The sequence below is a fragment of the Delftia sp. WSY_7 genome (assembly GCF_043104845.1).
In the GTDB taxonomy this organism is placed as follows: domain Bacteria; phylum Pseudomonadota; class Gammaproteobacteria; order Burkholderiales; family Burkholderiaceae_C; genus Comamonas; species Comamonas tsuruhatensis.
Genome location: NZ_JBICLB010000028.1, coordinates 38703 through 64692, shown reverse-complemented (window position 1 = coordinate 64692; position 25990 = coordinate 38703). Strand labels below are relative to the sequence as shown.

Below are 25990 nucleotides of genomic sequence, written 5' to 3'. Positions count from 1 at the left end.
TCATCGACGACCTTTCGATTGGAGATACAGACCGACTGCATGGTCCACGTCGGCCACCCCGTAGATCACGGAGCTCCGGTTGATGACGATGGCCGGCAGGCGATCCAGGCGGTAGTGGATCGCCAGCGACATGCCGTTGGCTGCATTCGTGATCTGGTCCTTGTAGCGGGCACGAATGTTCGCTTCCTGCTGCAGCATGTAGGCCTTGGCCTGGGCCTCATCCATGGGCAGCCGAATGCTCAGCTGCTGGCTCACCTGGGCCATGGCATCGACCCGAAAAACGCGCAGCGCGTAGGGCGTGTTCTGCTGGGCCCGGACGTGGGTTGCCGAGTTGGCGAACACCTCGACGGACGTGACCGTGGCAGCACCTTGTGCAGCGGCGCCGGCGGCGGCCATGCTGAGCAGGGCAGTGGCAAGGATCTGCTTCATGCCCGCGCCTCCGCCAGCTGGTCGGCCACCTTGTAAGCGGCCTCGACCATGCTGCAGCCATGCTCTTCCATGATCCGGCGCCGCTGAGCTTTCTCGTGGCCTTCTGTCATGGCCAGGGCGATAGGCAGCGCCGGAGGCACATTGCGGAACAGCCATTGGCCCAGCGCGCTGATCAGCACGCCCTCGGTGTACTTGGGTGGCTCCTTCTTGGCGGATTCCATCATGGCCCGCTGCTCAGGTGTGAGGTTTCGGAATCGCGCCACCTCCTGGATCTCGGACTTGTCCATGGTCAGCAGCATCCAGAACTCGCACATGGAGAGCACGCGCTCCATGGAGTCCGGGAAGTCACGCAAATTCTGGGTGGCGAGCCAGAACCAGATGGAGAGCTTGCGCCACATCTTCGTGGCCTTGGCCAGCTTGGGGCCGAGCAACTCATTCGTGGTGATCAAGTGGCCCTCGTCGGTGAGCTTGACCAGGGGGCGACCCTCGGCCTGGTACTTCTCACCGCGCGACTGCACCGAGTCGATCAGACTCGAGTAGGCCAGGGCCAGGGCATCGCCGTAGCCATCCTTGGTGAGCGTGCCCATTTCCACGAGCGTCACGTCCGCATCGGGCCAGTCGCCGCCATAGGTGTTGAACAGCGTGCCGCGCAGGCCCATGGTGAAGGACATCATGGCCTGGCCCATATCCTCGGCGCGGCTCTGCCGTTGCGAGGACAACGAGGGGTCGCGTTGCATGCCCATGAGCTCCAGGGCCACGTCCTGAGTCAAGGGGTGCTTGCGTTGCTCCTCCTTGGCCCGGACGGCAGCCCGGATGATGGCCCGAGACACCAGGTAGCGGTCAGCACGCGACATGCGATCGACTTCTGCCTTTTCGCCACCCGTGATCATGAGGATGGCCGAAATCAGCATCTCGCCCATGAAGTCGCGCTTTTCGTCTTCCTGGTCTTCCTCGGCCGACGTGTCCGCCAGTTGTGCAGGCGCGAGAGCCGGGCTGTTCAGCGCGTTCTCTACGGAGGCCATCAAGGGCGTCCCATCTGCCGCCTCATCGACCTGGACGCCGGCCGAGGCACGGGCGCGCTCCTCGGCGGCATGGTAGGAACCCATGATGTCCTGGTCTTCCAGCAGCTTGAAGCCATGCACGAATGGCGGCAGAGACTCCTGGCAGTCAGGCGAGAGCGTCACGCGGTGCACGCTCAGGCCCTTGGCCGCCATGTCGGCCACCAGCAGGTCGAAGGATTCGCCGGCATCCACGATCACCATGCGCGGCCGGTGGATGGCCATGGTCATCATGGCCAGGTAATTCAACGTGGCCGACTTGCCCGCGCCGGTCGGCCCGAGCGTGAGCATGTGGGCGTTCTTCTTGCGATCTCGCTTGTTCAGTGGATCGATCCACAGCGGCTCGCCGCCTCGGTTCCAGAACCAGAAAGCCGGGTGGGGCGTGCCGCGCGAGCGGCCATAGACCGGCATCAGCGCGGCGATGTGGCTGGCGAACGTCAGGCGAGAACGGCTCAGGTACTTCTTGTCGAAGTCCACATCAAAATTGAAGGGCAGAGCCCGCATGAAGGTGTCCAGCGGCACCAGGTCCTGGCGGGGATCGATGAAGCGCAGGCCCGATGGCCCCAGCAGCGCATTGGCCTCGGTGACGGCCTTGTCCAGCTCGGCCTTGTCGCGGCCAGTGAGGTACAGCGTCATCATCATCGGGAAGAGCTTGTCCCGATTGCCGATCATGTGGTGCAGCACACGCTCGCACTCCGCGTGCGTCTCCATGGCCTGGGGCGTGTGGGCACGCGACTTGTCGCGGATGCGTGCGATCTGCTGCTCGACATGGTCCTGGCGCGAGATCACCACGGTCATCGACAGCATGGAACCTGCCGGCAGTCGGTCGAACTTGGCGAAGGACTCCTTGCCCGTCTGCGTTTCTGCCGAGAAATGGCCGATGCTCGGCTCGCTGCGCATGTTCTGGAGCGTCAGCGCCTTCACAGGAATGCCATCGAACTCGAAATAGCCCCCGGCATGGTCGGCGCGCGGCTGAGACAGGGAGAGCGATTCGGCCAGGTCCCAGTCGAACATCGTGGCTGGCTTGGGACCAGGATAGGGGTAGGACTTGAGCAATTCGCCCGGTGTCGGCGCCCAGGGCACATCGCGGTTGAAGAAGGGCAGCAGCCACTCATAGAAGTCCTTGCCGTCGCAGCGCCGGGCCGCGATGCCCGCCTCGTTGAAGGTGGCCATGAGCGTCGTAGCCACGGCTTCCATCTGCTGCTGGGGCGATCCAGGCTCGGACGTGCCACCTGTGAACTTGCGGTAGATGCAGCAACGCACACGTCGCTGCTGGCCACGCCAGACCTGGCCCGTGACTTGCGTGTCGGTGAACAGGCCCTGGGGCCGCGAGGCCTGCTCCAGGTGTTTGCGGAACTCCTGGAGCACCGACTGGGTGTACGCGGAATTGATCACCTCCTGACCCCGCGCCGGGTTGTCCTTGTGCTGGCTCAGCACGTAGTCATGGAGGTGTTGCTGCAGCTGCTCGATGTTGCGGTCGTCATTCACAAACCACTGCACGATCCAGGGCGTGGTGTCGGATTCGGGCAGGGCCGTGATCGCCTCGCGCACCTTGTCGCAGCGCTCTTGCAGGTAGCTCAGCGGTTGGGCCTCCGTAGCCACAGGATCGAGCTCGAACATGGCGCCCCAGGTGGCGCCGTCGCGCATCACGAACACCTGCTCGCCAGGCGAGTAGGTCACATAGGGCAGCATCTCGGTGAAGGAGGGCGGGCGCTGCGCCATGCGCTGGCGATCTCCCACGGTCATTGGTCGGTCAGCTGCAGGAGCGGGCACATCGCGTGCAGCTTGGCCTGCCGAGTGCGCCGAGGTGGAGGAATTCGACGGGGTGGACGAGGTCTTGGCCTTGCCACCCAGAATCAGATCGAGGATGTTCATCAGCGGGCCTCCCCGCCGCCGGCGCGGCCGCTGAATGCTGCGCGACCGCGCTGCAGATCCTCGGTTGACTCGCCGGGCATGGCGTACTCGGTGGACTCGTACATGGGGAAGACCGTCACATAGCCCGGCACCGGGTATTTGCCTCTGGCCAGGTGTGGGTAGACGACCATGACCAGGTCAGGATTGGCGACACGCGAGAAGCGCTGCTGCATGGGCTCCAGAGCCGACCAGTAGCGGGCAGTGCCTCCGTCGCCGTGGGCGATGGGGCGGGCCTGCGAATCGCGTTCCAGCCGGTCGCGTGCGGTCTCCTTGGCCGAGGCCTGCCTGGCCCCCTGCTCAGCCCCCTGAGCGACTGCCTGGCCGGGCAGGTTCTTTCCACGATAGATGTCCAGCAGCGTCGGGCTGTCCTTGGTGACTTCCTTGAGCGGTGATTCGCGTGGGCCTGTGACAGAACAACCGACGAGGGTGGAGGCAGCCAGGGCACAGGCCAGGAGTCGGGTGATGGGGAAAAACTTATTCGAGGCCATAGCGGGCTCCTGACATGGCATTGGTGGCTTGCGTGCGGTGCACGACCTTGCGAGGATTGACGGGCTTGTCGATCTGGATCTCGCGGTCCAGGTGGACGACCAGCTGGGCGCCGGAGGGCGTCACCACGGCGTCAAAACTGCTCTTGAGCCGCTCGGTTAGCCAGCGCGTGAGCTCTTCGGTGGCCGCCGACCCCATGCGGCCCAGGGCGAAGCTGCCGGCGTTGCCCGTGACCGAGGCCGAGGTCGAGTCGCCGCGGTTGAGCGTGGTGGTCTGGGCCTGTGCCAGCGCCTCGGCGGCCACACCCAGGCCCTTGGCACCGATGATGTCCGTGAGATAGCTGGGCGCATTGGTCACGAACTTGCCCTGGATGCAGGGGTTGCCGTGCAGATCGCTGATGAAGCCCAGATCGGCATTCGTTCCCGAGGACAGGCCCCCGCTGGTCGTTGAGCCGCTGCGGCGCGCAGACACCGTGCGGATGGCGCCATCGTTGAAGACGAACGTCATGCTGCGCACCTTGCCCTCAGTGCAGGACAGGGCCATATCGCCAATCGCCACGCCGGTGATGATCATTCCGGCCAGGTCCTCGGGCAGTTCCCAGCCGTTGGCCGCCAGGTTGTCGCGCCCCACCATGGCTTTGAACTGCATGGGGTCGGTCACGCGACCGTTCACGGGCACGCGGCCGATCAGGCTGGTCATGGCCGTCACGCCAGCCAGCGTCGAGTTCTCGGGAAGTGTGTAGTAGGGCTCGGGTTCGGGCTTGACGGCAGCTGCAGCCTGCGCTGCGCGCGTTGCAGAGCCGCCCTGGCCTGCAGGGCTGGGAGCCACTTCAGCTGCCCCAGGCGCGCGCACATAACGCGTGGTGGACTTGCCATTGGCCGTGCTGGTCTGCTTGGTGTAGCCCATGGGCGCGAGCACTTCATAGCCCGACCCGGAGCCGCCCATGTCGAACGCTGAGCCAGCGCCTACCCCATAGGAGCCCTGCAGGGGCGGCTGCGAAGCACCTGCAGGGCGGGGAGCACCGATGTTGCCAAAGGCATCGGAGGCATTGCCCCAGGCATTGGCGATCACATCGACGGGGCCGGCACCAGGCTGGCCGGAACCCGTGGTTGCGGCAGGCGCAGAAGGCGAGGAACTCGCAGCTGCAGGTGCTCCATTCATCGTCATGCGCTGCTGCATTTCTCGGTTTTCGCGGGCCAGTTGCTCGTTGAACTGGATCACCTTCTGTACGTCGGAGCGCAACTCGCGGTTGCTGGCTGCCACCGTGGCCAGGGTCTCGGCTGCAGTGTCTTCGTCCGCGCCGGCCGTGGCCGGCAAGGGGACAGCAGCCATTGGTGCGGCGGCCGGTGGCGCGCTGCGGCCCATGAGGAAAATGCTGATCACGCCCACCAGTGTGAGACCCCCGAGGATGGGGATGAGTTTGTTTCTTGGAACAGCCATGTGTATCCCCTACAGGCAGGACTCGAAGGAGCGCTCGCAGACCAGGTAGATGGCCGTGGTGTCGGTGTCGCTGCCGGCGGGGCCGAGCCGGCCGTGCTGGGCCGTCGCCGCAATCCAGCGGCCGCGCACGCTCTCCAGCGGCACCTCCAACGCGAAGCGCGATTTGTTGGTGATGCGAACGGCCGTGACGTACAGCGCGCCGCCCTTCCACTGGCCCACAGGCGCTGCATCGACATTGGCGCCGCGCAGCAGGGCGGGGACAGGATCTGTGCTCACCGCCACTTGCATGACACCGGGTGCAGCGTTGGCCAGCCGGCGCGGGGCATACAGCTGGCGTGCTGCGTGGCGCGTCAGCTGCACCATGTCGATGCTCGCGCCTGCAGCTGCAGACGTGACCTCTTCTGCAGAGCGCGGCGACGGGTTGGGCACGCTGGAGGGCTCGATGACGGACACCTGCAGCTCACCTTTGGAGGAAGTCGCGCGGGCAGGCTTGTCTGCCACTGCCACCAGATCCATGGGGATCTGCTGGCCGCTGTCCACGAGCTCGGCCACGATGCGAATGGGCACGAAGGGCACCAGGGCGGTCACGTAGATCGTGCCGCCGATCGACTCGATGCGCGCCACGGCCGAGATGTCGCTGGGCACATGCAGAAGGGCGTCTGAGGGCAGCGTGACCAGGCGCTCCTGGCCCACAGTCAGGTTCACGCGCACGGGCTCCCGGGCGAACACTGTGCGCTCGGCAGGGCCAGACGCAGTGCCGCTGAGCGGGGCGGGGCCCACGCGGCGCAGCGTGGCCTGGGCCGCTGCGCTACGCGCGATCGAGCCGCGCGCTGCAGCTGCCAAGGGCGCCGGCACGCTCATGCCGGCGACGGTGCTGCCTGCTCCAGAGGAGGCAGCTTGGCCCAGATCGATGTTCTCGGCAGGCTGGCTAGCCTGGACATTTGCCTTGTCGTTGGCGAATTCAGGTGGTGGACCTGAAACATTCAGGGGCTCAACCTGCTGGGCGAAAGCGTCCTGCAGGGGTTGGAGCAGCAGCAGGCCAGCCAGGCCGCATGCGAGGATTTTGCGGTGTTGCATGGTCAATCGACAGAGGTGTCGCGGGGCAGACTGGACGGGGAGATCACGCTGGGCAGCCGCGGCGCCGCAAGGGTGGCCTGTACCGGGTTGCCGGCCTTGAGCTCAGCGGGGTTCAAGCGCGCTGGACGGTTGGCGCCAAAGCAGTCCAGTGCCAGGCGCCAGGGGTTGCGTTCCCGGTCCACGTCGAATCGCACGACGCGCAGCGGGTAGCGGATGAACACATCCTTCACTCCCTGGCCGCCAAAGGTTTCTGTGACCTGCATGTCGAGCAGGACGGTCCAGGCGTCGGGGCCTTCGCTCAGCACACGGTTCTCGGAATAGGGGAAGCCGGGGATTTCGGTGATCTGGCGCGTGCGCTTGCGCAACTCGCCCTTGCCCTGGCGTGTTTCCATATCGGCTTGCAATTGAGCCTGGCAGCGAGGCGTCAGGTAATACTGCATATTGAAAATTTGCTGCCCGTAGTCCTTGACACCATCGGTCTGCCAACGATTGATCTGCTGCCAGATGTAGTAGGCAAAACCGTAGACATTGGGCTTCGGCACGGGGGAATGACCACCTGTGACATGCACCGTGTCACCGGCGCGCACATCAGGCGCCAGGTGCACGTCAACGCTTTTGGGCTGTCGCCAGGCAAACCAGACGGCGAATATGGCCAATACAAGCAGCGCAAACTGGCTGGCCATTTGCCTACGGCTGTGCCTCCGCTCCATTTCTAGAGCGTTCATATATTTTTCACTGCTCATACTTGATCTTTGCTTTTTTGGCTGAATGGATCGGAATTGATTCTCCGGCCCAGTTCCATATAGCCATCGTGAGTGATGTATCGGCTTTTGACGATGCCTTTTCGGGCAAGGTAGATGCGAAATGCCTGGACATACCAGCGTTCAGGCTTTGAGCGTTTGATGCTCTGCAGGTAAAAGGACGAATACCAGATGGTTATCATCGGCAGAGCGATGCCCAGCACAAAGATGAAGTGCCAGTAACCTGTCAAGAAAAACAGGACTCCCCCAAGCAGAACACTGATGGCGAGAGAGGCGCCACCAATATAGCTGGCTTCGGTCGCCGACATGCCATTGATAATGGCTGGTTCCGCGTTGACTCTATCCGTCAACGGAGCCCCACGTCGTTCTTGCGGTTGCTGATCGCCGGCCATCTTCAATCAAGCGAGGACGGACAGGGCGTAATTCGCCATCATGACAATGAAAACGATCAACACGAGACCGACGATGAAGAACTCCTTCAAATCGGCGAATTCGGCTTGACCTCGAGAATAGTCATTCCATTTCCGCAGCCCGCCGCCCATCACTTTGATGAACGCCCAGCCGGCCAAAACGAGCGCAAGGATGCCAATCCCAGCCTTGAACCAAGCGCCCATCTGCCCCATCCAGTCACCCTCTTGCACCTGGGCACCACCGATGCCGCCGCCTTGAGGCGTCGGGATGTTGGGAAGAGCAGCGAATACGCTTTCGTGCATCATCACGGATACAAACAGAGTGCTTTGGGAAATTTTGGTCAGAATCGATTTTTTCATAACATCTATCCTTGAAACAGAAAAGTTCTTGTAAATACTAAAGCCAGGCCACGAATCCAAATATTGCGCTAACAATGACAATCACAGTTATCACCGCTTCGATGGCTTCTTCCTGCTCTATCTCACCATCGCTATAGGCCTCCAGAATCATTTTCCCGAACCATGCGGCAATAACCAGAATCACGCCGAAAACCAGCGTGATAACAAAGACCTTCATTCGCGCTGGATCAACACCCGATGCGTCCATGAATCCCGCTTTCATATCGCCATACATGGTTTTGCTCCAGGGTTACTGGCGGTAGTCGCCGCGCAGCGGCGCCACGGGACGTGGTTGGCGGGGAGCGTCAATGTGGGTGGTGATGCCCTGGCGCAGCATTTCCAGGTCGCGCTGCAGCCAGTCGTAGCGGAACTTCACGCGCTGGCCGGTCGGCGCGCTTTGTTCTGCCTGGCCAACCATCACCTGGACCTGCTCGATCTCGGCGGCAATGCGCGCCAGGCGCTCACGTTCCAACTCGTCATCGGACACCGTGGCCCAGGCAGACGCTGTAGTGGCCAGGATGCCGATCACAAGGATGGCGAACAGCGGGCGGGGGGATTTCATCAATTTCTCCTTCTGAAAAGTCATGCGTATTTCTTGAAAGCGCCCACGGTGGTGGACAGCGACGCGGCCACCAGGACAGTGAAGATCAGCACCATGTAGGCGGGGTTGAAACCGGGGAAGGGCCATGCGAGGTACAGGCTGAATCCGCCCGTGAGGGCCCAGTACGTGTATCTCTTGGAGTGGTGGTAGACGAACGAGGACTCGCGCCCGCCGATCCAGCGGCGCCGGTCACGGCGCACCAGGCCGTCGATCACGCCCATCAGGCATGCCAGCACGAACGCCGGCATGGCATAGGCCGCGATGCTCAGGCGCAGCACCACGTCCTGGGCCACGAGCATGCTGATCACGGCCCACTCGGCCGCGATCTTGGAGACTACGCGCGTCGCTGCGCCCACGGCCTGTAGAGGGGCAGACAGCTTGGCCATGGCCTGAATGGGCTCGTCGGTGAGCGAACGCTGATACCAGCGCAGAATGCCGAGTCTTTCGTAGGGCCAGCGCACGTATCCGAGCAGCTGCAGAGAAAAGCCCACGGTGTCAGGCACCAGCACGCTGCGCGGCGCCGCCGCAATGTATTGCAGGTCTTGCTGGAGGACCGACTGGGCGTGCGGGATGCCCTGGCCCTTCCAGAAGAACATGCTGCCGCCAATCTCGATGACCATGCCGACGAGCCAGCTGGTCAGGGTGATGCTGACCAGGCCGAAGGCGATCTTGGCCACCAAGTCCACAGGGCCGACTGTGGGGGCCTTGGAGGGCGCGCGCTGTGCTGTAGCCATCAGTGGTGCCCTCCCACGATGGAGTCAATCACACCGGTGCTGCGCAGGGCACTGCCTTGGGCGCCAGACACGGCCGTGTACTCGGAATCGTTCTTGGCTGCGCTGTGCGCCAAGTCGATGCCGATGAGCTCGTGGCCTCCTGAACCCAGATGGTTGTGGCCCATCCAGTCGGTGTCGGCTGCCCAGGTCTCGCTGGTGCGGTAGCGCCGCTTCATGTCCTCGGCCACCGCCCTGAGGGACTTGGGCACGAACGGATCGTTGGTGGTGTCTGCCAGCGGGATGCGGATCTTGAAGGGACGGTTGCCTTCCAGCAGCGCAAAGGCCTGGCCCTGGGGCAGTTCAAGGATGTCCGAGGGCTCGATCAGCGGCGCCTTCGTTGTGGTGGCAATGTCATCGTTGCGGCTGGTGAAGTCCACACCGTTGCCTGTGGCAGCGGTGTCCGAGACACCGGACACCGGCGTCAGGTGCGTCACGTTGACCTGCGGCACCTGGTCGGTCAGCAGGCTGGCAGTCGCGGCCGAGCGCACGCGCAGCATGCAGAGATGGTTGAAGTTGTCCAGGATCTGGCCGGCCTTGGCTTTGTCGCCCACGCGGGCCTCGATGTCGAACACGGACTGCGTGTATGCCGTGATCTGGAAACCTGAGCCACCGAGCTTGTTGACCATGGGCACGAACTCAGGGCCGGCGATCTCATTGACCTCATCGAAATGGGCGCAGACCTTGGGGAGCTTGAGCTTTCCGTCGGTGGCATGCGGATCGAGGCCGGTCTTGTACAGGCGCCCGCCCACGCTCACCAGGTCGGACAGCATGGAGTTGCCCACGGCAGAGGAGACCACCGAGTCGGACAATGCGTCCAGGCCGGCGTAAACGATGCCGCCCTGGCGGAAGACCGTCATCCAGTCGAATATGGGCCGCTGGTCGTTCGGGTCGAAGTAGTCCGGAGAGATAAGCTTGCCCACGGCGCCCGACGTGAGCTTTTCGAGGAACGGGCCGAGCGATGCGATGATCTTTTCGTAGAAGGAGCGCTCGTAGCTGACAGCAGCGGCCAGGCCCAGCAGCACCTTGTCATCAGGTTGGCTCTCTTTGATGAACATGAACATGGCCACGATCTCGGGTGGCCGGTCCTGGAGGCTGCGGGGCACGGGGACCGCGCCTTTGATCCCGAGCTTCTTTTCGATGTCAGCGATCCGTTCCTGATAGTTCTTGTACCTGCCCTGGGCGGCCTGCACGCGATAGAACATCGCGGCGTAGTCCATGAACAGCGGATCGATGCCGGTCACGTCCTTGAGCAAGGACTCGTATGTTGGAATCCGGCCCAATGCGACCTGGGCCTGGGCCACGATGTTGGTGAAGCGCCAGGAGAACTCCTTGAACGCTGCGCTGTTGCCGGACGAGGGCAGGGCGTTGGTCGCGCGCCCGGCGACTTCGGTGATGCGCGCGAAGTTGCCGATGCCGTTGTAGCGGGCACTGATCTCGGGGTAGCCCAGGTGGAACAGGTAGAAGCTTTTCTCGCGGCCGGCGCGGCGCGCTTCGGCATGCATGCGCAGCATCAGTTCAGCGTCACCCTTGGGATCGATCACGATCGTGACGTGGCCGGCGTGAATGTCCTGTGTGCACAGCAATTCCAGAAGGCGCGTCTTGCCCACCCGCGTCGTGCCCATGACCAGCATGTGGCCGGTACGGGAGCCCTGGCGCAGCAGCACAGGCTTTTCGTCTTGAACGCCCACGCCATGCAGCACGGGCGAGCCGCCCAAATCCACGCCCGAGGCAAATGGATTCGCTGGTCCGCCGATATCCACTGCACGCCGAACGAGCTGGCGAAGCAGGCTATCCGTCCTGTTCTCGGCCCATTTGCGAACCTGCTCGCCGGCATTGGCCAGGCGCATCTCTGCAGGAGAGGGCTTGACGTACTCGCGGACCTTGACTGCCTGGGTGTCCAGCTTGCGCTGTGTATGCAGCTGGGTCCAGGCGAAGCCTTCTCCGAGATACAAATGGTCCTTGGTTCCCGGCAACTGGTGGGGAGCCACGCGGGTCATCTTCGTGAACTTCAGTCCACGCTGGTAGGCATACACGGAATAGGCCTCGCGGGCGCGCTTGCAGCCAAAGCCTGCAGCAATGGCTGCGGACACGGCACCCAGAGAGTGCGGCATCATCAGCGCCCACGGCGCAGCTGCAGCCACGCCAGCAATACCGAAAGCTGTGGCAGCGCTCCATGCTTCCACTGGCGGCCGCAGCAGGCCTTCCATCACGCCTTCACTCATGCCGGTCTCCGGTGGCAGGGGTGGAACATGTTGCGGACCACCGCGTTCCAGAAATGTTCCAAGCGCAGGTTTTCATTGGGGAGACCTCGACGTTTGCTGGAACATTTCTTGAAACAGGATCTGGTACGCACGTCCGTTCGAGTGCACCAGCACCGGGTAGGCATTGGCGCCTGCAGCGGCCAGTTGCTCGGACATCCAGCTGCCCGTTTCCGGCGCCAGGCGAAGCGGCATGGCCAGCCGCTGCAGAGACTTGAAGGCCAGGGGACTGCCGGCCTGCACCACGATGCCAACCGCCTGCAGCTGTACCAGCTGGTCCTTGTTGTGTGCGAGCCAGCGCATGGAAAGCTCATCAGCCGCCAGGACAAACACCGGCTGTGTCATCCAGCCGCCGTCGAAGACTTGCAAGCCCTCCTGTACCAGGACGCCGTTACGCAGGATGCGCGCGCCAAACGGGAAGCGCAGTCCGTCGAGCACTCCAGGATCGTCCGCATCGCCCACCAGCTGGGCGACATAGGGAGCGAACGGCACGCTGCGGCCGCTGTCGTGCAGCACCTGAAGCTTCTGGGACTCGGGCAGGGGCTGCCCGGCGACTGCAGGAGCGGCTGCAACCGAGCACAGGGCCAGGGCACAGAGGAGGCGGAGATTCATCGGCGAAGCGCTCCTCGCCCAGGGGCCGGCGTGCTGGCAGCAGGTTGGGGCTCGATGATCTGCGTGCGGGGCACGCCCAGCATGTCGGCGGCGCCGACCGAGCTATGCACCTTGGGCATGCCGTCGAAGCTGATCATGGGATCGTTCGGGAACAGCCGCGCCATCGCCGCCTGCATCTCGCGCTCCCATGCAATGGAGCGCTCCACGTCCGCGCGGAAGATCCGCGCCATGCGCTCGGCGTACTGCCGGCGCTCCGCTTCGGAGCGCGCGTGGATGCCAAGGATCTCCAGCGGCGAGAGCTTCTCGACCGAGAAGTTCGCGCGCGGCCCCAGGGCCAGCACTTTGGCTCGGCGCATTTCTTCGGCATTGAGCCCCCACATCTGCTGGACCTGACGGTCGGTATCGTCGGCCTGGCTGCGCGCATGGGCCGTGTTGGCGGCTGTGGAGCTTCCTTCGGTGGTCTGAGTGGTGCGGACCTGGGCCACAACTGGCATGCAATTCAGCTGGGCCAGCAGAAAGCCTGCACTGAGGCAAATAGCGGCTCGCATGCTCAGCCTCCCTGGCTCACGGAGAGCGTCAGGCCGGGGCTGCCCGGGGCCACAAAGGTCGCTGTGCGCGAAACGGGGTCGGCGGACTTGAGTGCCATGCCATTGACCACATCACCCGGGCGCAGCACGCGCATGCGGCGGTCACCAGGGATGCCCGAGGCCACCACGACCGAGGGCTCGCCGTTCCACATATCAACAGCGATCAGCTGGCCGGAGAGCGCGGGCGCCGATGCTTTTTCGGCGGGCACTGCTTTGGAGGCGGCGGCTTTCTGATTGACTGCAGGCCGCGAAGTCGCGGCCCTGGCTGGCTGGGCCTTGACCAGCACGCGCGGTGCTGATGTAGCGGGCCGGGCGGTTTGGGGTTCAGTGGCAGTCGGCGCGGGCGCAGGCGCTGAGGATTGCGCGGGAGCGATTGCAGCTGCAGTCGCGGGCGCGGGCACAGCCTGGACAACGGCTGGCGTGGCGGCACGCGCTTTGGCGTCCTGCTCTCGCATGTGCGCCAGTTGCTGGCTGAGCTCAATCATCATCGCTTCCATGCGCTGCATGCGAGCTGCAAGCTCCAGATCAGCGGCAGTGGTGGGGGCGGGGGCGGACGCGACTGGAGCTTGCACAGGGCCGGCCTCGAGAGCACTGGCTTCGGGCTCTGACTGGACCCCTTGTGACTGAGTCAAAGAAGGCTGAGCGGGTTTGGCGGAAGTCTCCAACTCCGATGTGCCCAGCTGATCCAAGCCCCCGAGCCGTGGATCAATCGGTGCCCGGAGCTCGTCCGGGCCGCTGGGCTCGATCGCGCCCACGGTCGGGAGATTTGTCCCAAGAAGGTCGGGAACCTGGCCGATGGATGGCCCGTACTGCAGGTAGCCCAGCAGCGCGATCCCTGCCAGGGACACAGCCATCAAACTGCGCCTTCCCGTGGAAGAATTGAGAAGGGCTGTTTTGCCCGTCTTGGCTGGAGCCTGTGCGGTCGACTCGTGCGCAGAAGATTCACCGAAAGCAGGCGTATCCCCTTGGGCCGATGTGGCAGCAGACGAAGAATCTGTGGCTGCGGCTTTGCTGGGTTGATCGTGCTCTGAGGGGACTTGGTCCTGCCGCGTTTCCATGTCCTGCATCCACTCCAGCCCGCCGATGTGGTGGGGGAAATCCCGGCCTGGCACAACGGGTTTGCCGGGCGGATGAAATGACTGCCCGCTCATTGCTCTTTACCCGATTTAGCAGGAGACACGATGGGCTGGAGCCGGCGCGGCGGCTGTGCGCTGCCGGCATTGCCCAGCACGAACCATACGCGGCGCGTTACATGGTCTGTTTGCCACGTCCAGGCCTTGCCCACCAGCACAGCCAGCATGTCCTGGACGGAGTAGGGACCGAGGGTTCGATGTGCTTCAGGCAATGGAAGCCCGAGAAAGCGCCGGGCTTCCGGGGACAGCGCCGTCAGATCGGCCAAGGCGTAGCCGCTGCGCAGCAGGGTGTAGTCGATGGCCTCGCCAATAGTCGTGACCTGTTCGCGCGGAAAGGTGATCTGCGCGACGAGCGCCAAAGGTTCGCTCAAACCCAGTTGAGGCTGCGCTTCGGCGGTGGTGTAGCGGCCGAGCTGTAGGCGCTTATTGCCGTCCACCAGGGGCGTGCTGGCGTGGCAAACGCCGGCAGCCAGCCATGCCATTCCAGCGATGAGATATCGGTGCGATTGCCGGGACATGCGGGAGAAACTCCAGAAGAAAAATCCCGGACCGCATGACGAAGAGGAGGAGAAGACATGCGGCCCGGGGAAAGGACGCATTCGCGCCCGCCGGTCGGCATATTCGGATTTCGAGCATTTGCTCTCAAGCGTAAAACGTGCGGTGCATACCGAACGTTTTACGCTTGACACACTAGTAAAAAAAAGGCAGGTATTGAAATGGCTTAGCTGCCAGCAAGCAGAGGGCTGCTTGCTACGGGATAAACGGCTCCTACCGGCTTACAGGCCCTACCCAAAGGGCGCGGCTGCTCCTCAAAATTGAGGAGCAGCCGCAAAGGATTTACTGGTACTGGTAAAGGGCTATGACGGGCTACGGGCCGGATTGCTGCGCCGAGGCGGCGCCGCAATCCCAAAATGGCCCAATGCAGGGCGCCATGATGCAGAAGATCCTTGTCGCAGCTGAGCCGATGTTGCAAGCCATAACATAGACGCACTGGGATTTCAAGCGTAAATCGTGCGGTGCGAAGTGCTCGTTTTACTGCTGACTGCATCGACACATCCATGTACCGTGCGCGGCCATGGATACACCGTCGTTTCGCAGCCAGCACATGCCAGTTCGCCCGTCCCAGGAGCATCCGTTTTTAGGGCGTGATCCGCTGGACCATGGCTGTGCGATCTTCACCGTCATCGAGTCCCTGCAGCAGCTTGGTCTGGAAAGCTGGACGGCGCGGCTGCTGAGCTGGCTGGGCAGGTTTGAAGGGCTGGAGCGCCATTTGGAAGAGGATTGCGATCCGGTGCTGTGTGTACGCCAGATTCTTCTGCGGCATGTGGCAGAGCAGCCCAGACGCGCCGGGGAGCAGAAAGGCCTGGCAGACGCGACCTGGCACAGCATCGTCCACACCATCGTGGCCCAGCCCTTCGTGCAAGTGTGCTGCGACTGGAGCATCGACGGATTACGGCCTCGGATTCGCTGGGACCCCATCGAGAACTCATTCCTGCAGTTCCTGGCTCTAGGCCGTTCGGAAGAAGAGCTCTCGGTCTGGACCCCTGCAGCAGGCATGCCCAGCAGGGCGAGGAACTGCAAAAAAGCTCTTCAGTGAAAAACCTGATGGCGCTCCAACATATTGTGCATGGGCTGAGGCGGCGCTCAAGCCCCCCACAATGTCGATCAAGAGGACGTCAACACGATGCGTGCGCTGGCTTTGGGTCTGACGGTGCGGAACTGGAAACGGCCAGGAGCGGTCGGTCGCTGCTCCCGCCTGGCCGACAGCTTCAGGCTGTGACCGGTCTGTCGCCGGACGGCAGACTTGATGGGGCAGCGCGACAAACATGAGGTACCTATCAGCGGTCGTTCGCGTTAGCTAGCCGGTCGCTCCACGGACGCTCCAGTTGGAAGCGTCCCAGCCTGTTTCGGTAAGGTGTGGCGTTTTCCGAAGTGTCGCCTTCGGGACGGAACCGTTGAGGAAGGCGATGTCCAGCTGGCCAAATCGATCCTTGACGGTCTGAGCCAGTGCTTTCTGTGCGGCGACGCTGGCGGAGTCCGCGCGCAGCACCGGGACGTCTGAGCCGAGTTCGGCCTGGGCCTTGGCGATCGAATCGGGATTGACACCGGTCACTATGACACGGGCGCCTTCAGTGTATCCAAGATGACCGTGTACAACCACTTCGGCTCCAAGGAGGGACTGTTCCAGGCGGGGGGGCGCGACAGGACTTCCATGGTGGTGGCTGACGTCCCGGGTACTGGGGCACTGGACACTGCCGAGCCTGAGAAGGTGCTGCTGGCGATAGGTGCTCAGTTTCTTGACCTGGCACGCGGGGACGATGCACTTGGCGCTTTGCGCTCCGTATACGGCGTCGCGGGGGCGCAGCCAGAAGTCTGCCGTGAGTTTCACAAACAAGGCCCAGAGCGTGCAGTCAGCGAGCTGGCTGCTTACCTGCAACGCGCACACTCGGCGGGCACTCTAAAAGTGCCCAACCCGCTTCAGGCTGCGGACATGTTTCTGTCAATGTTCTTGGGCACTGGGCATTTCCGAGGTCTACTGATGCTCGAAAAGCCTGATGCCGGGGAAAACAAGGCTTGTCTGCGCGAGGCCGTGAGGATCTTTATGGCGGCCTATGGCGTGTAGTTCGGCGCCCGTAGGGTAGCGGACACCATGTAGCCCTGCGTCCGACTGACATTGCGACGGAACGCTAGCGTGCGGCAGCGTCGCTTGAGATGCCTCCCATGGGCGCCAACGGGTCGTTTACAGCGATATCCCGGCCGGCTGCTATCGATGCACTGCCGTCTTTGCCGTCGGCAGCTGCAGGCTGGTTGGGGTAGTTGATCAGCGACTGCTTTGCGGCTATTAAGATCCGGGCAGAGAGCGCCCAGCTGGTACGGAGGGACGGGGGGCAGGTCACCTGGGCGAAGGCCAAGGGCGTGGGACACACGCCTCAACCAGCCAGGCAAGCCCACGCAGAACGTCCATATCGAGAGCTTCAGCCGGAAGTTCCGCGACGAGTGCCTGAAAAAGCATTGGTTTCAGTGCATGAAGCTGGCCCGCGTCGAGCTCGTGCGCTGGCGAGCCGACTACAACGAGGTGTGCCCGCACAGCAGTTGCGACCGAATCCCGCCAGCAGCAGCGCTGCCAACCATAGTTTCGATCAGCGAAGTAGCCAGCGGAAGAAAGACGAGCTGGCCCGTCGCGCTGCTGCCAGTCAGCAACGTCATGACTAGGCCCTTGTGCTTAAAAGACCAGGGATTCACGACCGTCGCGCCCAGCACCAAGTCCGTCATGCCCGTGCCCAAGTCGAGGATCACGCCTCACAGGACGAGAGCCCCTGCGGACCTGCGACCCCCCGTTGACCTGCTGAACACAGCCGAGACACATCAAGTCGCTTGACTTGAGTACGCCGCAGAAAACGGGCAGAATCGTTACAAAACAATACAAATGGGTAAAGCATGAAGTTTGTGATGGCGTAGGCCCACTGCCGCTCGTTTTCAGAGCGTCCTCGCCACGCGACACCTTTGCTGCTGCTGAGCACTGCGCTGCTACCCAACTAGAACCACTTTCACCCCCTATCGCCAAACATGGCGATGGCGTCTTTATGACGCGCAGGTCAGAGGTCACAGCCGTGGGCCGTGAATCGACGGATGATCTTTGATCGTCTGGATCAGCAACATCGATACTGGGAGAGAAGAAATATGGATGTAAGGCCGCTACTCATGCGCCTCGGCATGGACGACGAAGGCTCGGACCGGTCTTCCGAGTTTGACGTGACGTCACCCGAGCGCCTCCCGTTCGTGGTCGAGGTCCACGATGGAGTCGTGCTTCAGGCAGCAACCAAACTGACCGAAGTCAGGCAGGAGACAACAGATGACAACTGAATCTCAGCTTGAACCCGCGCTGACACCGTTCTTGCTGCGATTCTCCGAACCTCTCCCGGCTCAAGCCCCTGTCCGCATGAAGTACGACTCAGCGAGACAAGTCTCTCTCGTAGCGGTCAACGGACAGTGGGTGGACGCCATCGCGAGCAACGCCTTCGCTGGCGGCACACTCATAACCAGGGTCCAGGCCGAGACTACGGATGACAACTGACTACCATGTGCTCATCCTGAGCACCATCGCGGATGTCGCCACCGACTACGTTGTTCAAGGCCTTCTACGGCGAGGCGTCCCCCATCACAGGGTCAACACAGAAGACCTGCCATTCTCCCGCTCGCTGACCCTGGAGCTGGGCACGGAGGCACTGTCGTCGCTTGAGCTTGATGGCCGGAAACAGCCAAATCCTTCGTCGATTTGGTATCGGCGGATCCGTTCACCTGCTCGTCCGCCGGAGATGCAGGAAGGTGTCTACGAGTTCTGTCTTCAAGAGAATAGAGCGGCCCTGCTCGGCAGCATCTCTGCCTATCAAACACGTTGGATGAGCCATCCCGCGGACGTCTGGCGGGCGGAGTTGAAGCCGTATCAGCTCCAGCTGGCACGAAGGATGGGATTGCGCGTTCCAAAGACACTGGTTACGAACGATCCGAACGCCATACGCAAGGCTTTCCATGCGTTCGGCCCAATGATCGTGAAGCCCAGTCGCAGTGGCTATGCCGTCGTTGACGGGCAAGAGCGCTCGATCTACACCTCGCGCCTGCTCGCTGAGCACCTGGAGCATGTCGACGAAGCTCGGCTCAGCCCGGCCATTTATCAAGAACTGATTCCAAAGCGTTATGACATCCGAGCGACGGTCGTGGGCACTGAGGTCTTCGCTGCGGCAATTCACTCTCAGACTGACCCTGCGGCCGCGGTGGACTGGCGGCACACCGACAACCCCGACCTTCCGCACACACCGATCCAGTTACCGGCCAATGTGAGAGACGGTGTGCTGGCTTTGATGTCAAAGCTCGGCCTCACCTTCGGCGCCGTGGACCTGGTCGAGACCCCAGACGGAGAGTTTGTCTTCTTGGAGGTGAATCCGAACGGCCAATGGCTGTGGATAGATGACCAGCTTCAGCTTGGAATCACCGACGCGATAGTCGACTGGCTGGCGCGCGCATGATGGAGGCCTTTTTTGAAAGGGTGGCCGATCTCATCTGGCCCAGGCTGGCAGGAAACTCTGACAACCATACTCGGCAAGAGCGCGTGAAGCTGTATAGAGAGACGGCACTCATATCAGAGGCAGCAGCCGCCCTACGTTCTGACAAGTCCCAGCTAGGCGGCTACCTAGCCGCTTGCGAGAAGCTTTTCGAGGCTGAAGGTTCAAGGAAGACCGGCATCGAGGCGCGACTACTGAGCATTGCTGGTCTCGTTTCCATTGCCGGCACTGTCGTTTTGGGAGCGCTGTTCTCCCTCGCCACCGAGAAGCTGACGTTCGGCTCGCCGATAGCGAAGTTCGTTCTTTCGGCTGGCTGCCTGTATCTCTCCATTCAACTGGTCGCTGCTCTTCATGCATCTGTGAAAGGGCTAAGGGCAACCGGCTACGTCGAAGACCAACCGCACGAACGGCTGCCATGGCCCGGCGCAACACAGTGCGCTTACCTTCGGCGTCGTATTGAGCAAGTCCTCGTTCAAGTTGCCGAGCATCGGCAGGTGAACAACGGGAAGCTTGACCAACTGAATATTGCCCACGTTGCGCTACGGAATTTCTTGTGGTGTCTGCTCGGCGTCGCTGTGTTCACATTTATCGTCGCACAGTTGCCAACGCCTAGTATGCCGACCCCGGTGGTCGGGCCTCCCGCGGTTGGACGGGTGCTGCCCGAAGAAGGTTTGGCCCAACTCGGTTTTGGCCAGCCGGTCTTCTTGATCTCTGCGGGCATGTCTCTGTTTACGCTGGGTGTAGCCCTGTTCGCGTTCAGCACAACGACATCCCGGCGCGTCCTCGCAGCAGCCATGACCGCCAGCGGACTTGGTCTCACGCTGCTCGGCACCGGCAAGCTAGACGCGACATTATTCAAGATCGACAAGCTGATGGGGGAACTCCGTCTTGAGGTGTCAGTTGGCGCGAAGGGAAACCGGCATCAAGCGTTCATTCGGCGAGTCGTCACTGTGGGGCCTTTCCCAGATGGAGACCACCTACTTGCGGATGCAGAAGTGGCCAAGTGCATATCTCTCGCGCTTGAGAAATACAAGGGAACACCCATCGGAGGATGGGAAGTGGTGGGGCGCGTCGACAAGCGCCAGCTGCGACCGGAAAGGGCAAAGGTTTACGGCTCAAACCAGGCCCTGGCCATGGCCCGGGCTAGCTGGGTTGCGCAAAGGGCGATGGCCACACAGTCCTCTTTCGACCTCGCTCATGCAGTTGTCTCCGTGGGCGGCGCCCGGGGGATTGGAGCATCGGTCGGCGAAGAAGACCTTGAGTCAGATCGCGCTGTCGACGTATTTGCAGTCGTCAATGCCAGCTTGAACGAAAAAGGCGCCGCAGACCTTCCTGGGCCGGTGGTTTGCCCGCTGCCGTCAGCGCCAAAGTAGCTGCATACCTTCCGCGCGGGGAGGCTCCGCAGATGTGGTCGGCTGTTTCAAACGTTGCCCATCAGGGCAAGCTTGTTAGGCTTGTGCATGCAGCGACAGAGGCACAACCTTTCATTGCGGCCAACCTGCGCCAGTTCGGCTGGCTGGTTGACTGAATTTCCGACGTTGAGTGGCAGCTTCCGGGCGATTATTCCGGCAACTCAAAGGACCGCTTCCGCTGCACTGCCGTCCTTGCCGACGGCAGCTGCAGGCTGGTTGCGGTCGTCCGGCACGTGTAGAGCTAGTGACGTCTAAGTACGCAATCGGTCCTAGAGCCGTATGCGAATCGGGTGGTGAGCATGGACAACGCGGCGATGGCGCCAGCCACGCCCAAGGTTCTGGAACTCACCGGTCTGCTGCTAGTGCAGTCGGGCAAGCTCCGCAGATTTGATACCGCGGAAATTCGAGATAGCTAAGCGAACGACTTTCATTGGGCTCCCCCTGTTTCTTCGCGGAGGTTTGTGTTGTTCTGTTCAGCGCCTCGCGGTCATTAAAAGAGGCTGCGTGGCGTTGGCGGCGGCCGGGAAGCCTCCGCCGCGATGTGCGCGGCAAAGGTAGTCACGAAGTACCCCAAGCCAGATAGCGACGAGAACTCAGAGTATTCGCCGGTATCGGCAGAATTCAGCGGTGTTGCCAGGAGTGCCGCCGCGCCGTAGAGTCCCTCTTTGACTAGGCGTTGGCAGAGCTGGTCGTAGCGCTGGATGTAGGATGCGTCGCGCCATTCCGGGAACACTTTGAAGTGCGGCTCGGCTGTGCGCACTGGGCTGCGCGATCCCTTCTCGTCGCCGACGACCATGAGCCAGCCTAGGAACGGCCGGGGCTCGTCGCCGAGGGCGCCTTCGCGAAATGCGGTCCAGAGGCAGTGCGCGGTGCCGATGGCCTCCTCGGTGCGGTTGTTGTAGTTGTTGCCGTAGCTGCCGACCTGCGACTTGAACTCGAGTGCAGCGACGAGGCGATGCCCGCGCATGACGACCACGTCCCACTGCTTGTTGGGCCGGAAGTAGCCGGGCAAAACCACCAAGCCCTTGTCCACATGGATTTCCGCGTCGTGCAGGCCGTTTGCCCACACCAAGCTCTGCATCAGGGCCAGGAAGCCATTGAGGTTGTTGCCGGCGGTCACGGCGCCGCGCGACCCTGCGTCGATGTTGCCCGTCTCGGCCTGCTTCCTTGCGGCCGCCTCCCGGTTGCCCCAGAACGCCTTTATCGCGTCGCGAGCCTGCTCGCGGTAGTTCGCCAAATCAAGAGCCATGCGCCATCCCTTTTGCTATGTGTTGTTCTTCGTCTGTCAAGCCGTACAGCTCGAATGTCGCCGCGTCGCACGCCGATATGTCGAGCGCCTTGGCCGCTTTCGCGAGCCGTGCGCGCAGCGAGCGGGGGACGTCCTCCCAAAGCGGGAGCCTGATCCGACGCAGATATTGGGCCTGGAACCGCAGGAACCCCCCGCGCATCTTTGTCGAATAGGTAGCGATGAAGAGCCGGGTCAGGCTCGACAGCAGCACGGCCTGCAGCGCGCGCAAGTCCCAGTCGTCGGACACCACGTAATAGAGGTTGTGGTGGGGGTAGAGCAGCCCCTCTTCGTAGACGACCTGGGCGTCGCCCTTGATGTCGGGTATGAGCAACTTGGGTCGGCGCGCGAGCGAAGGGGTGATGCGGTCGATGGTCCGATACCAGCGCTTCTCGTCCTTCTTGGCGACGTGCCTGCCCGCGATGGCCGAGCGGTGTGCTTCGAGGTGGGCGGCGAGCTTCGGATAGTCGCGCAGGTCCACGAGGGGGCCTTCGTCCGTGAAGGGGTTGACCACCCCATAGCCGCGCCAGTCGACGTGGCCGCTGCTGATGTCGCGGGTCATGGCAAGCGGCAGCTTGCGGCTGGGCTCGATGTCGAGCTCGTCGTACTTGGCGACGTAGACTTTGTCGGCGCCAGTGGCCACGCCGATGCCAACCTTACAGCCGGCCTCTTCGAGGGCCGGGAACGCCTGCTCGATGCGGCGCACGAGGCTCGTCGCGTCCGAGAACTGTAAGACCCAGGGCTCGTCGCCATTGGCGACACCGTCCAGCCGATACACCGACGCCGGCAGCGCCTTGGCTTGGCCGCGCAGGGCCTTCGCTAGCTCGCGCAGGTAGGGGCCTTCGATCTTTGGGCGCGCGGCGACCAGCGTGGGTCCAGGACTTGCCCGCTCGATCATGGTGATGGCGGGATAGGCCACGACTTCGGAGTGGAAGGCGGGCGTGTCGAACATGTCGACATAGGCTTGCAGATGGAAGTCGCTGGCGACCAGCGCGCGCAGGGGGCCGCCATATCGGTTCTTCATCCACCTGTCCGCGCAGATGAACGAGAGCTTGCCGCCGGGCTTCAACAATCGCAGGCCGCGCTCGATGAAAGGGATGTAGAGGTCGGCGCGGTCGTAGAGGGTGGCGTAGCGGCGGCGGTATTCACGCAGCAGCGCGGCGGGGATCAGCTCCTGGCGGACGTAGGGCGGGTTGCCGACGACGAAGTCAAACGACTCGGGCAGCGGCGCCAAGAGGAAATCCCCGTGCGCGAGCCAATGGTCCGCGAGGCGCTCCGCCTCGGAAGCCTTGAACCCATGCGAGTCGAGCAGTCGCAGGACTTGCCCGCGCGTTTGCGCGAACGAGCTGGCATGAAGCTCGAAGGCCCGAATGCAGCCATCGAGGGCCGGAACTTCGACGCCGCGCTTGCGGGCGTCGGCGGTGGAGGACAGCAGCCGGGAGATGGCGGTCAACAGAAATTCCCCGCTGCCGAACGACGGCTCGAGGATGGATTTCATGTAAAGGGCGGCCGAGGGGGTGTAGCCGACGAGGTCCAAGATGAACTCGACCACTTCGGGGCGGGTAAAGATGGCCCCGCGCTCATCGGCCCCTGACCCGTGGGCGAGCTCTCGCACGGCGTCCGTCACCAGGCACATGCCTGGCAGGCCGGGTTGGTCGAGTAGCAATTCGGACTGGTCCATGGATTCCTTCGAGAAGAACCTCCATTATCTGGGTTTTGATGTGGCCTTGCCGCCGGAAGCGGCCCCGTTCAAGCGTGTGTGGCGGTGTCTGGTGCGCCTAAAAGACTTTGGACCGCAACCTGTCTGCGCTGCTATTCCCTGGCCATGATCTCCCGCGCCGCTTCATGCTGAAGTGACGGCCGGGTTCATGGCTGGGTCAGAGACTTGATCGTAGAAGCAGATGACGGCGTGGTCCGGCTTGTTGACCCGGTAGAGGTCGAAGCGCAAGTCGAACTTTTTCTGCATGGCCACCAGCTCGTCGGCAATGGTGACAAGCCTGCCGCCCCCCAGCTGCGCCGCGTGCAGCCGGTCTATGCCAGGGTGCTTTCGCAAGGGAATCAGCCGCTCCTCGGCCAGTACATCGAGATTTACGTCGCTCGAAATGACCCCGTAATACAAGACCGGCTGAGCTGTGTCGAACAATTGCGGACCCGTGTGCCCGCTCTCGTTCACATAGAAACGCCCCTTGGATTTATTTCTCAAAGAGCTCTGCGGCTCACTTCAACGTCGTTTATAGCTGGTCCGCTGGCCGGAGTTTGCCAGTCAAGGCCTAGTTGGCGATGCCTGAAAATGGGGCATCACAGTACTATCCAGGGGGAGACGATGGCCAATACTTGCATCGTTTGCGGCTAGGCCGCAGGTTCCGGCGAACACGTCTTTCCGGCGGCGCTCGGTGGACGCAGGACCAACAAGAACATCTACTGCGCGACCCACGACAACGGCTATTCCAACTTGGTCGCGGACTTGGCGAATCAGGTCGATGTCCTCAACGCCATGCTTGGAGTAGTCCCCGACCACTCCAATGATTTCAAAAGCGTGTTCGCGCGCGACGCCAGCTCGGGCGAGGAGCTGAGGCTCTCGGTTAAGGAGAGTTCCTTCACTGCTCCGCGCTTGCTCTCCCAAAAGCCCGTCGCCAATGGCGTGCAAATGGACATGTCCTTTCCGAGCCTGCAGGCCATGAACCAGTGGCTCGCTGAGCAGAAAGTCAACGGGCTCAGCGTGACGCCGTTGCAGAAGCCTCAGGCGCACCCTTACTACCTTGGAGCGGTCCACCACCAGCGGCGTTTTGGCGGTCCATGCGGCCTCGGCGCAGTCGCGTATGTGACGCAGACCTTCTTGGCCCAGGAGTTCCCCGACTTGACGCGCTCTGGCGACTCGGCGCAGTTCATCGCCTACACGCAGGCCATCGCCAGGCTCTCCAAAATCACTGGCGGCTGCAGCGAGGCCAAGGACGGCCCGCCCGATCCAAGGTTGGAGCCCGCGCGCCAAGCCTATGAGGCCTCGCTCGCGCCTTGGGGTGGGGAGGCCCCCGTGTGGTGGGACTTCGGCCCGCAGCCGGACGCCACGCCCAACGCCTTTGAGTTCGGCCACCGTGTGGTCGTGGGCGTCGATGCGGCCGACGGGCAAATCTTCGGCCGCTTCTCGCTTTTCTCGTCGATCCACTTCGGCATGCGCTTTGGCGCGGCGAGCGCGGGCGCTGTGACCAAGACCGTGACAGTGGACATCGACCCCATGGCGGCCCACCCGCCTAACGACATCAAAAAGGTCGAGTCCGCCACAGCCATCGCCCGCGTTGCTGTCCCTGAGCAGCCCACGGCGAGTCTGGCTGCCGCGATTTCAAGCACGAGCCAAGAGAGCGTGTTGTCGGATCTGCTGCGAAAGATCGAAGCCCATTCGTTGGGCAAGGCAGCCTCCAAGGTGCATGCCGAGCTTGCCGGCTATTCGGCGCTGTCTGAGTTTGAGGCCGAGGATCTCTTGGCTCGTGTGATTGATGGACAGGCACAGCGCGTGCTCAACGTCGCCAAATATGTTCTTAAAAACTTCAAGCCGCATCTTCCGGCGGCGCTGCTCCCGATTCTGGGGCCAATGATCGACGCGATGACCATCCATGACCCGAACTCAGCCAATGGGCTCTCGACCAAGGCGACCGAGACGCTAGAGCTCGCCAAGGGCGCGCTTGCCTCTCAGATGAGAGAGGACATCAAAGCGGGCCGCCTTGACGAGCGTCGCATCGCCGAGCTGTTGGGCGAGGGGCCTGGCGCGGCGGTGATAGGCCAAGCCGTGTTGGCTCCGATGGTCCAGACGCTGTCGCAGTGAGCCGCGCCACTTTCATGTGGCGTTGACTTGTCGCTAGTCCTGCATTGCCTCTTCTGAGGAGTTCGGCAATCCAATGGAGATTGGGTCTGTGGAGGCTGTTTGATTCAAGTTATGCGTCCATCGTGGCGTCATCACTGCCGAGTTGTATGCAAAAAGTGTGCCTCGGTAACCGCTGTGTAGTCGCGAACGTGAATTCAGGGTGCCTACATCACAGTCAGCAATCGCTGCGAAACCGCCACTCACAACGGCAGTTCTAGGCTGTGAGCGGTCTGTCGCCGGACGGCAGACTTGATGGGACAGCGCGACAAACCGGAGGTGCCCATCAGCGGTCGTTCGTGTCGGCCTGCAATCGACCCGTTGCAGTCGTTCGTCGCGGGCCTGTCTGTGTCGGCTTTGCAGCAATTGCTACCGTTCGCCGCTCGCATGCCTGATCGTCAAGCAGTCCTGGTCACTGCGCGCTGATGCAGAGATTCTCTCT

Annotated in this window: 28 protein-coding genes; 8 read left to right on the top strand and 20 right to left on the bottom strand. The window is 62.6% G+C overall.

All coding sequences use genetic code 11. From position 1 onward, the window contains the following. From ACF8ME_RS11740 to ACF8ME_RS11665, 16 genes are all read right to left on the bottom strand, one after another. Nucleotides 1–429 (bottom strand): TIGR03757 family integrating conjugative element protein, encoded by a 429-nt coding sequence (locus ACF8ME_RS11740; protein WP_392416551.1) that lies wholly within the window; start codon nucleotides 427–429, stop codon nucleotides 1–3. Continuing rightward, nucleotides 426–3362: a conjugative transfer ATPase gene (locus tag ACF8ME_RS11735; RefSeq protein ID WP_392416549.1), complete on the bottom strand. Its 2937-nt coding sequence runs from the start codon at nucleotides 3360–3362 to the stop codon at nucleotides 426–428. Before ACF8ME_RS11735 ends, ACF8ME_RS11740 begins: the two co-directional genes overlap by 4 nt. Continuing rightward, the gene (locus ACF8ME_RS11730) at nucleotides 3362–3889 is read right to left on the bottom strand and encodes a TIGR03751 family conjugal transfer lipoprotein (RefSeq protein WP_126312652.1); all 528 of its coding nucleotides are present in this window, start codon (nucleotides 3887–3889) and stop codon (nucleotides 3362–3364) included. The genes ACF8ME_RS11735 and ACF8ME_RS11730 overlap by 1 nt, the downstream gene beginning before the upstream one ends. Beyond that, a complete protein-coding gene (locus tag ACF8ME_RS11725; protein ID WP_392416547.1) occupies nucleotides 3876–5327 on the bottom strand; it encodes a TIGR03752 family integrating conjugative element protein in 1452 nt (483 codons plus the stop codon). The genes ACF8ME_RS11730 and ACF8ME_RS11725 overlap by 14 nt, the downstream gene beginning before the upstream one ends. Before the next feature lie 9 nt (nucleotides 5328–5336). Then, nucleotides 5337–6404: a TIGR03749 family integrating conjugative element protein gene (locus ACF8ME_RS11720; RefSeq protein ID WP_392416545.1), complete on the bottom strand. Its 1068-nt coding sequence runs from the start codon at nucleotides 6402–6404 to the stop codon at nucleotides 5337–5339. A 2-nt stretch (nucleotides 6405–6406) separates the two neighbouring features. Further along, complete coding sequence (locus tag ACF8ME_RS11715) at nucleotides 6407–7147, bottom strand: PFL_4703 family integrating conjugative element protein (RefSeq protein WP_016446100.1); 741 nt, start codon at nucleotides 7145–7147, stop codon at nucleotides 6407–6409. After that, nucleotides 7144–7557, bottom strand: a complete 414-nt coding sequence (locus tag ACF8ME_RS11710; RefSeq protein ID WP_289241120.1) for a TIGR03750 family conjugal transfer protein — start codon at nucleotides 7555–7557, stop codon at nucleotides 7144–7146. The genes ACF8ME_RS11715 and ACF8ME_RS11710 overlap by 4 nt, the downstream gene beginning before the upstream one ends. A gap of 6 nt (nucleotides 7558–7563) precedes the next feature. Then, on the bottom strand, nucleotides 7564–7935 hold the full coding sequence (locus ACF8ME_RS11705) for a DUF2976 domain-containing protein (protein WP_392416544.1): 372 nt from the start codon (nucleotides 7933–7935) through the stop codon (nucleotides 7564–7566). Between the two features lie 37 nt (nucleotides 7936–7972). Continuing rightward, complete coding sequence (locus tag ACF8ME_RS11700) at nucleotides 7973–8209, bottom strand: DUF3262 family protein (protein ID WP_126312657.1); 237 nt, start codon at nucleotides 8207–8209, stop codon at nucleotides 7973–7975. Between the two features lie 15 nt (nucleotides 8210–8224). Then, nucleotides 8225–8536, bottom strand: coding sequence for an RAQPRD family integrative conjugative element protein (locus ACF8ME_RS11695; protein ID WP_126312658.1), 312 nt, complete (start codon nucleotides 8534–8536; stop codon nucleotides 8225–8227). A gap of 20 nt (nucleotides 8537–8556) precedes the next feature. Next, nucleotides 8557–9309, bottom strand: a complete 753-nt coding sequence (locus ACF8ME_RS11690) for a TIGR03747 family integrating conjugative element membrane protein (protein WP_392416542.1) — start codon at nucleotides 9307–9309, stop codon at nucleotides 8557–8559. After that, nucleotides 9309–11570: a type IV conjugative transfer system coupling protein TraD gene (traD, locus tag ACF8ME_RS11685; RefSeq protein WP_392416540.1), complete on the bottom strand. Its 2262-nt coding sequence runs from the start codon at nucleotides 11568–11570 to the stop codon at nucleotides 9309–9311. The genes ACF8ME_RS11690 and traD overlap by 1 nt, the downstream gene beginning before the upstream one ends. Nucleotides 11571–11642: 72 nt before the next feature. Beyond that, complete coding sequence (locus tag ACF8ME_RS11680; protein ID WP_392416539.1) at nucleotides 11643–12218, bottom strand: PFL_4695 family integrating conjugative element protein; 576 nt, start codon at nucleotides 12216–12218, stop codon at nucleotides 11643–11645. After that, entirely contained in the window at nucleotides 12215–12712 is a 498-nt protein-coding gene (locus tag ACF8ME_RS11675) for an integrating conjugative element protein (RefSeq protein WP_392416537.1), read from the bottom strand. Before ACF8ME_RS11675 ends, ACF8ME_RS11680 begins: the two co-directional genes overlap by 4 nt. 56 nt (nucleotides 12713–12768) lie before the next feature. Then, nucleotides 12769–13659, bottom strand: a complete 891-nt coding sequence (locus ACF8ME_RS11670) for a hypothetical protein (protein ID WP_392416535.1) — start codon at nucleotides 13657–13659, stop codon at nucleotides 12769–12771. A 293-nt stretch (nucleotides 13660–13952) separates the two neighbouring features. Beyond that, on the bottom strand, nucleotides 13953–14456 hold the full coding sequence (locus tag ACF8ME_RS11665; protein ID WP_392416533.1) for a hypothetical protein: 504 nt from the start codon (nucleotides 14454–14456) through the stop codon (nucleotides 13953–13955). A 587-nt stretch (nucleotides 14457–15043) separates the two neighbouring features. Here ACF8ME_RS11665 and ACF8ME_RS11660 point away from each other — a divergent pair. Then, the gene (locus tag ACF8ME_RS11660; RefSeq protein ID WP_392416531.1) at nucleotides 15044–15535 is read left to right on the top strand and encodes a hypothetical protein; all 492 of its coding nucleotides are present in this window, start codon (nucleotides 15044–15046) and stop codon (nucleotides 15533–15535) included. A gap of 261 nt (nucleotides 15536–15796) precedes the next feature. Here the strand turns inward: ACF8ME_RS11660 and ACF8ME_RS11655 are convergent, their stop codons facing one another. Then, complete coding sequence (locus tag ACF8ME_RS11655; RefSeq protein ID WP_392416529.1) at nucleotides 15797–16099, bottom strand: SDR family oxidoreductase; 303 nt, start codon at nucleotides 16097–16099, stop codon at nucleotides 15797–15799. Here ACF8ME_RS11655 and ACF8ME_RS11650 point away from each other — a divergent pair. From ACF8ME_RS11650 to ACF8ME_RS11630, 5 genes are all read left to right on the top strand, one after another. After that, entirely contained in the window at nucleotides 16082–16561 is a 480-nt protein-coding gene (locus ACF8ME_RS11650; RefSeq protein WP_392416528.1) for a TetR/AcrR family transcriptional regulator C-terminal domain-containing protein, read from the top strand. The two genes, ACF8ME_RS11655 and ACF8ME_RS11650, sit on opposite strands and share 18 nt — an antisense overlap. Before the next feature lie 210 nt (nucleotides 16562–16771). Beyond that, nucleotides 16772–17317 (top strand): transposase, encoded by a 546-nt coding sequence (locus tag ACF8ME_RS11645; RefSeq protein WP_392416527.1) that lies wholly within the window; start codon nucleotides 16772–16774, stop codon nucleotides 17315–17317. A gap of 251 nt (nucleotides 17318–17568) precedes the next feature. Further along, a complete protein-coding gene (locus ACF8ME_RS11640; protein ID WP_392416525.1) occupies nucleotides 17569–17802 on the top strand; it encodes a hypothetical protein in 234 nt (77 codons plus the stop codon). Between the two features lie 200 nt (nucleotides 17803–18002). Further along, on the top strand, nucleotides 18003–18962 hold the full coding sequence (locus tag ACF8ME_RS11635) for an MvdC/MvdD family ATP grasp protein (RefSeq protein WP_392416523.1): 960 nt from the start codon (nucleotides 18003–18005) through the stop codon (nucleotides 18960–18962). After that, nucleotides 18959–20371 (top strand): hypothetical protein, encoded by a 1413-nt coding sequence (locus ACF8ME_RS11630; RefSeq protein WP_392416521.1) that lies wholly within the window; start codon nucleotides 18959–18961, stop codon nucleotides 20369–20371. Before ACF8ME_RS11635 ends, ACF8ME_RS11630 begins: the two co-directional genes overlap by 4 nt. 529 nt (nucleotides 20372–20900) lie before the next feature. Here ACF8ME_RS11630 and ACF8ME_RS11625 read toward each other — a convergent pair. Further along, nucleotides 20901–21659 carry a PaeR7I family type II restriction endonuclease gene (locus tag ACF8ME_RS11625; protein ID WP_392416519.1) on the bottom strand — a complete coding sequence of 253 codons (759 nt, stop codon included), beginning with the start codon at nucleotides 21657–21659 and terminating at the stop codon, nucleotides 20901–20903. Beyond that, on the bottom strand, nucleotides 21649–23376 hold the full coding sequence (locus ACF8ME_RS11620; protein WP_392416518.1) for an Eco57I restriction-modification methylase domain-containing protein: 1728 nt from the start codon (nucleotides 23374–23376) through the stop codon (nucleotides 21649–21651). The genes ACF8ME_RS11625 and ACF8ME_RS11620 overlap by 11 nt, the downstream gene beginning before the upstream one ends. Between ACF8ME_RS11620 and ACF8ME_RS11615 the strand changes: the two genes are divergently transcribed. Beyond that, nucleotides 23375–23524, top strand: coding sequence for a hypothetical protein (locus ACF8ME_RS11615; RefSeq protein WP_392416516.1), 150 nt, complete (start codon nucleotides 23375–23377; stop codon nucleotides 23522–23524). The two genes, ACF8ME_RS11620 and ACF8ME_RS11615, sit on opposite strands and share 2 nt — an antisense overlap. Before the next feature lie 14 nt (nucleotides 23525–23538). Here ACF8ME_RS11615 and ACF8ME_RS11610 read toward each other — a convergent pair whose 3' ends face one another. Then, the gene (locus tag ACF8ME_RS11610; RefSeq protein ID WP_392416514.1) at nucleotides 23539–23898 is read right to left on the bottom strand and encodes a hypothetical protein; all 360 of its coding nucleotides are present in this window, start codon (nucleotides 23896–23898) and stop codon (nucleotides 23539–23541) included. A 261-nt stretch (nucleotides 23899–24159) separates the two neighbouring features. Here ACF8ME_RS11610 and ACF8ME_RS11605 point away from each other — a divergent pair, with 261 nt between their 5' ends. After that, nucleotides 24160–25512 carry a hypothetical protein gene (locus tag ACF8ME_RS11605; RefSeq protein WP_392416512.1) on the top strand — a complete coding sequence of 451 codons (1353 nt, stop codon included), beginning with the start codon at nucleotides 24160–24162 and terminating at the stop codon, nucleotides 25510–25512. Nucleotides 25513–25990 lie beyond the last annotated feature (478 nt).

Bases quoted from the DNA above. Each gene is read 5' to 3' on its own strand.
- ACF8ME_RS11630 (WP_392416521.1), top strand. From the start codon at position 18,959: ATGATGGAGGCCTTTTTTGAAAGGGTGGCCGATCTCATCTGGCCCAGG.
- ACF8ME_RS11700 (WP_126312657.1), bottom strand. From the start codon at position 8,209: ATGTATGGCGATATGAAAGCGGGATTCATGGACGCATCGGGTGTTGAT.
- ACF8ME_RS11725 (WP_392416547.1), bottom strand. From the start codon at position 5,327: ATGGCTGTTCCAAGAAACAAACTCATCCCCATCCTCGGGGGTCTCACA.
- ACF8ME_RS11740 (WP_392416551.1), bottom strand. From the start codon at position 429: ATGAAGCAGATCCTTGCCACTGCCCTGCTCAGCATGGCCGCCGCCGGC.
- ACF8ME_RS11680 (WP_392416539.1), bottom strand. From the start codon at position 12,218: ATGAATCTCCGCCTCCTCTGTGCCCTGGCCCTGTGCTCGGTTGCAGCC.
- ACF8ME_RS11625 (WP_392416519.1), bottom strand. From the start codon at position 21,659: ATGGCTCTTGATTTGGCGAACTACCGCGAGCAGGCTCGCGACGCGATA.
- ACF8ME_RS11640 (WP_392416525.1), top strand. From the start codon at position 17,569: ATGATCTTTGATCGTCTGGATCAGCAACATCGATACTGGGAGAGAAGA.
- ACF8ME_RS11710 (WP_289241120.1), bottom strand. From the start codon at position 7,557: ATGGCCGGCGATCAGCAACCGCAAGAACGACGTGGGGCTCCGTTGACG.
- ACF8ME_RS11705 (WP_392416544.1), bottom strand. From the start codon at position 7,935: ATGAAAAAATCGATTCTGACCAAAATTTCCCAAAGCACTCTGTTTGTA.
- ACF8ME_RS11735 (WP_392416549.1), bottom strand. From the start codon at position 3,362: ATGAACATCCTCGATCTGATTCTGGGTGGCAAGGCCAAGACCTCGTCC.
- ACF8ME_RS11720 (WP_392416545.1), bottom strand. From the start codon at position 6,404: ATGCAACACCGCAAAATCCTCGCATGCGGCCTGGCTGGCCTGCTGCTG.
- ACF8ME_RS11665 (WP_392416533.1), bottom strand. From the start codon at position 14,456: ATGTCCCGGCAATCGCACCGATATCTCATCGCTGGAATGGCATGGCTG.
- ACF8ME_RS11670 (WP_392416535.1), bottom strand. From the start codon at position 13,659: ATGGCTGTGTCCCTGGCAGGGATCGCGCTGCTGGGCTACCTGCAGTAC.
- ACF8ME_RS11715 (WP_016446100.1), bottom strand. From the start codon at position 7,147: ATGAGCAGTGAAAAATATATGAACGCTCTAGAAATGGAGCGGAGGCAC.
- ACF8ME_RS11675 (WP_392416537.1), bottom strand. From the start codon at position 12,712: ATGCCAGTTGTGGCCCAGGTCCGCACCACTCAGACCACCGAAGGAAGC.
- traD (WP_392416540.1), bottom strand. From the start codon at position 11,570: ATGAGTGAAGGCGTGATGGAAGGCCTGCTGCGGCCGCCAGTGGAAGCA.
- ACF8ME_RS11690 (WP_392416542.1), bottom strand. From the start codon at position 9,309: ATGGCTACAGCACAGCGCGCGCCCTCCAAGGCCCCCACAGTCGGCCCT.
- ACF8ME_RS11730 (WP_126312652.1), bottom strand. From the start codon at position 3,889: ATGGCCTCGAATAAGTTTTTCCCCATCACCCGACTCCTGGCCTGTGCC.
- ACF8ME_RS11615 (WP_392416516.1), top strand. From the start codon at position 23,375: ATGGATTCCTTCGAGAAGAACCTCCATTATCTGGGTTTTGATGTGGCC.
- ACF8ME_RS11650 (WP_392416528.1), top strand. From the start codon at position 16,082: ATGACCGTGTACAACCACTTCGGCTCCAAGGAGGGACTGTTCCAGGCG.
- ACF8ME_RS11695 (WP_126312658.1), bottom strand. From the start codon at position 8,536: ATGAAATCCCCCCGCCCGCTGTTCGCCATCCTTGTGATCGGCATCCTG.
- ACF8ME_RS11635 (WP_392416523.1), top strand. From the start codon at position 18,003: ATGACAACTGACTACCATGTGCTCATCCTGAGCACCATCGCGGATGTC.
- ACF8ME_RS11620 (WP_392416518.1), bottom strand. From the start codon at position 23,376: ATGGACCAGTCCGAATTGCTACTCGACCAACCCGGCCTGCCAGGCATG.
- ACF8ME_RS11660 (WP_392416531.1), top strand. From the start codon at position 15,044: ATGCCAGTTCGCCCGTCCCAGGAGCATCCGTTTTTAGGGCGTGATCCG.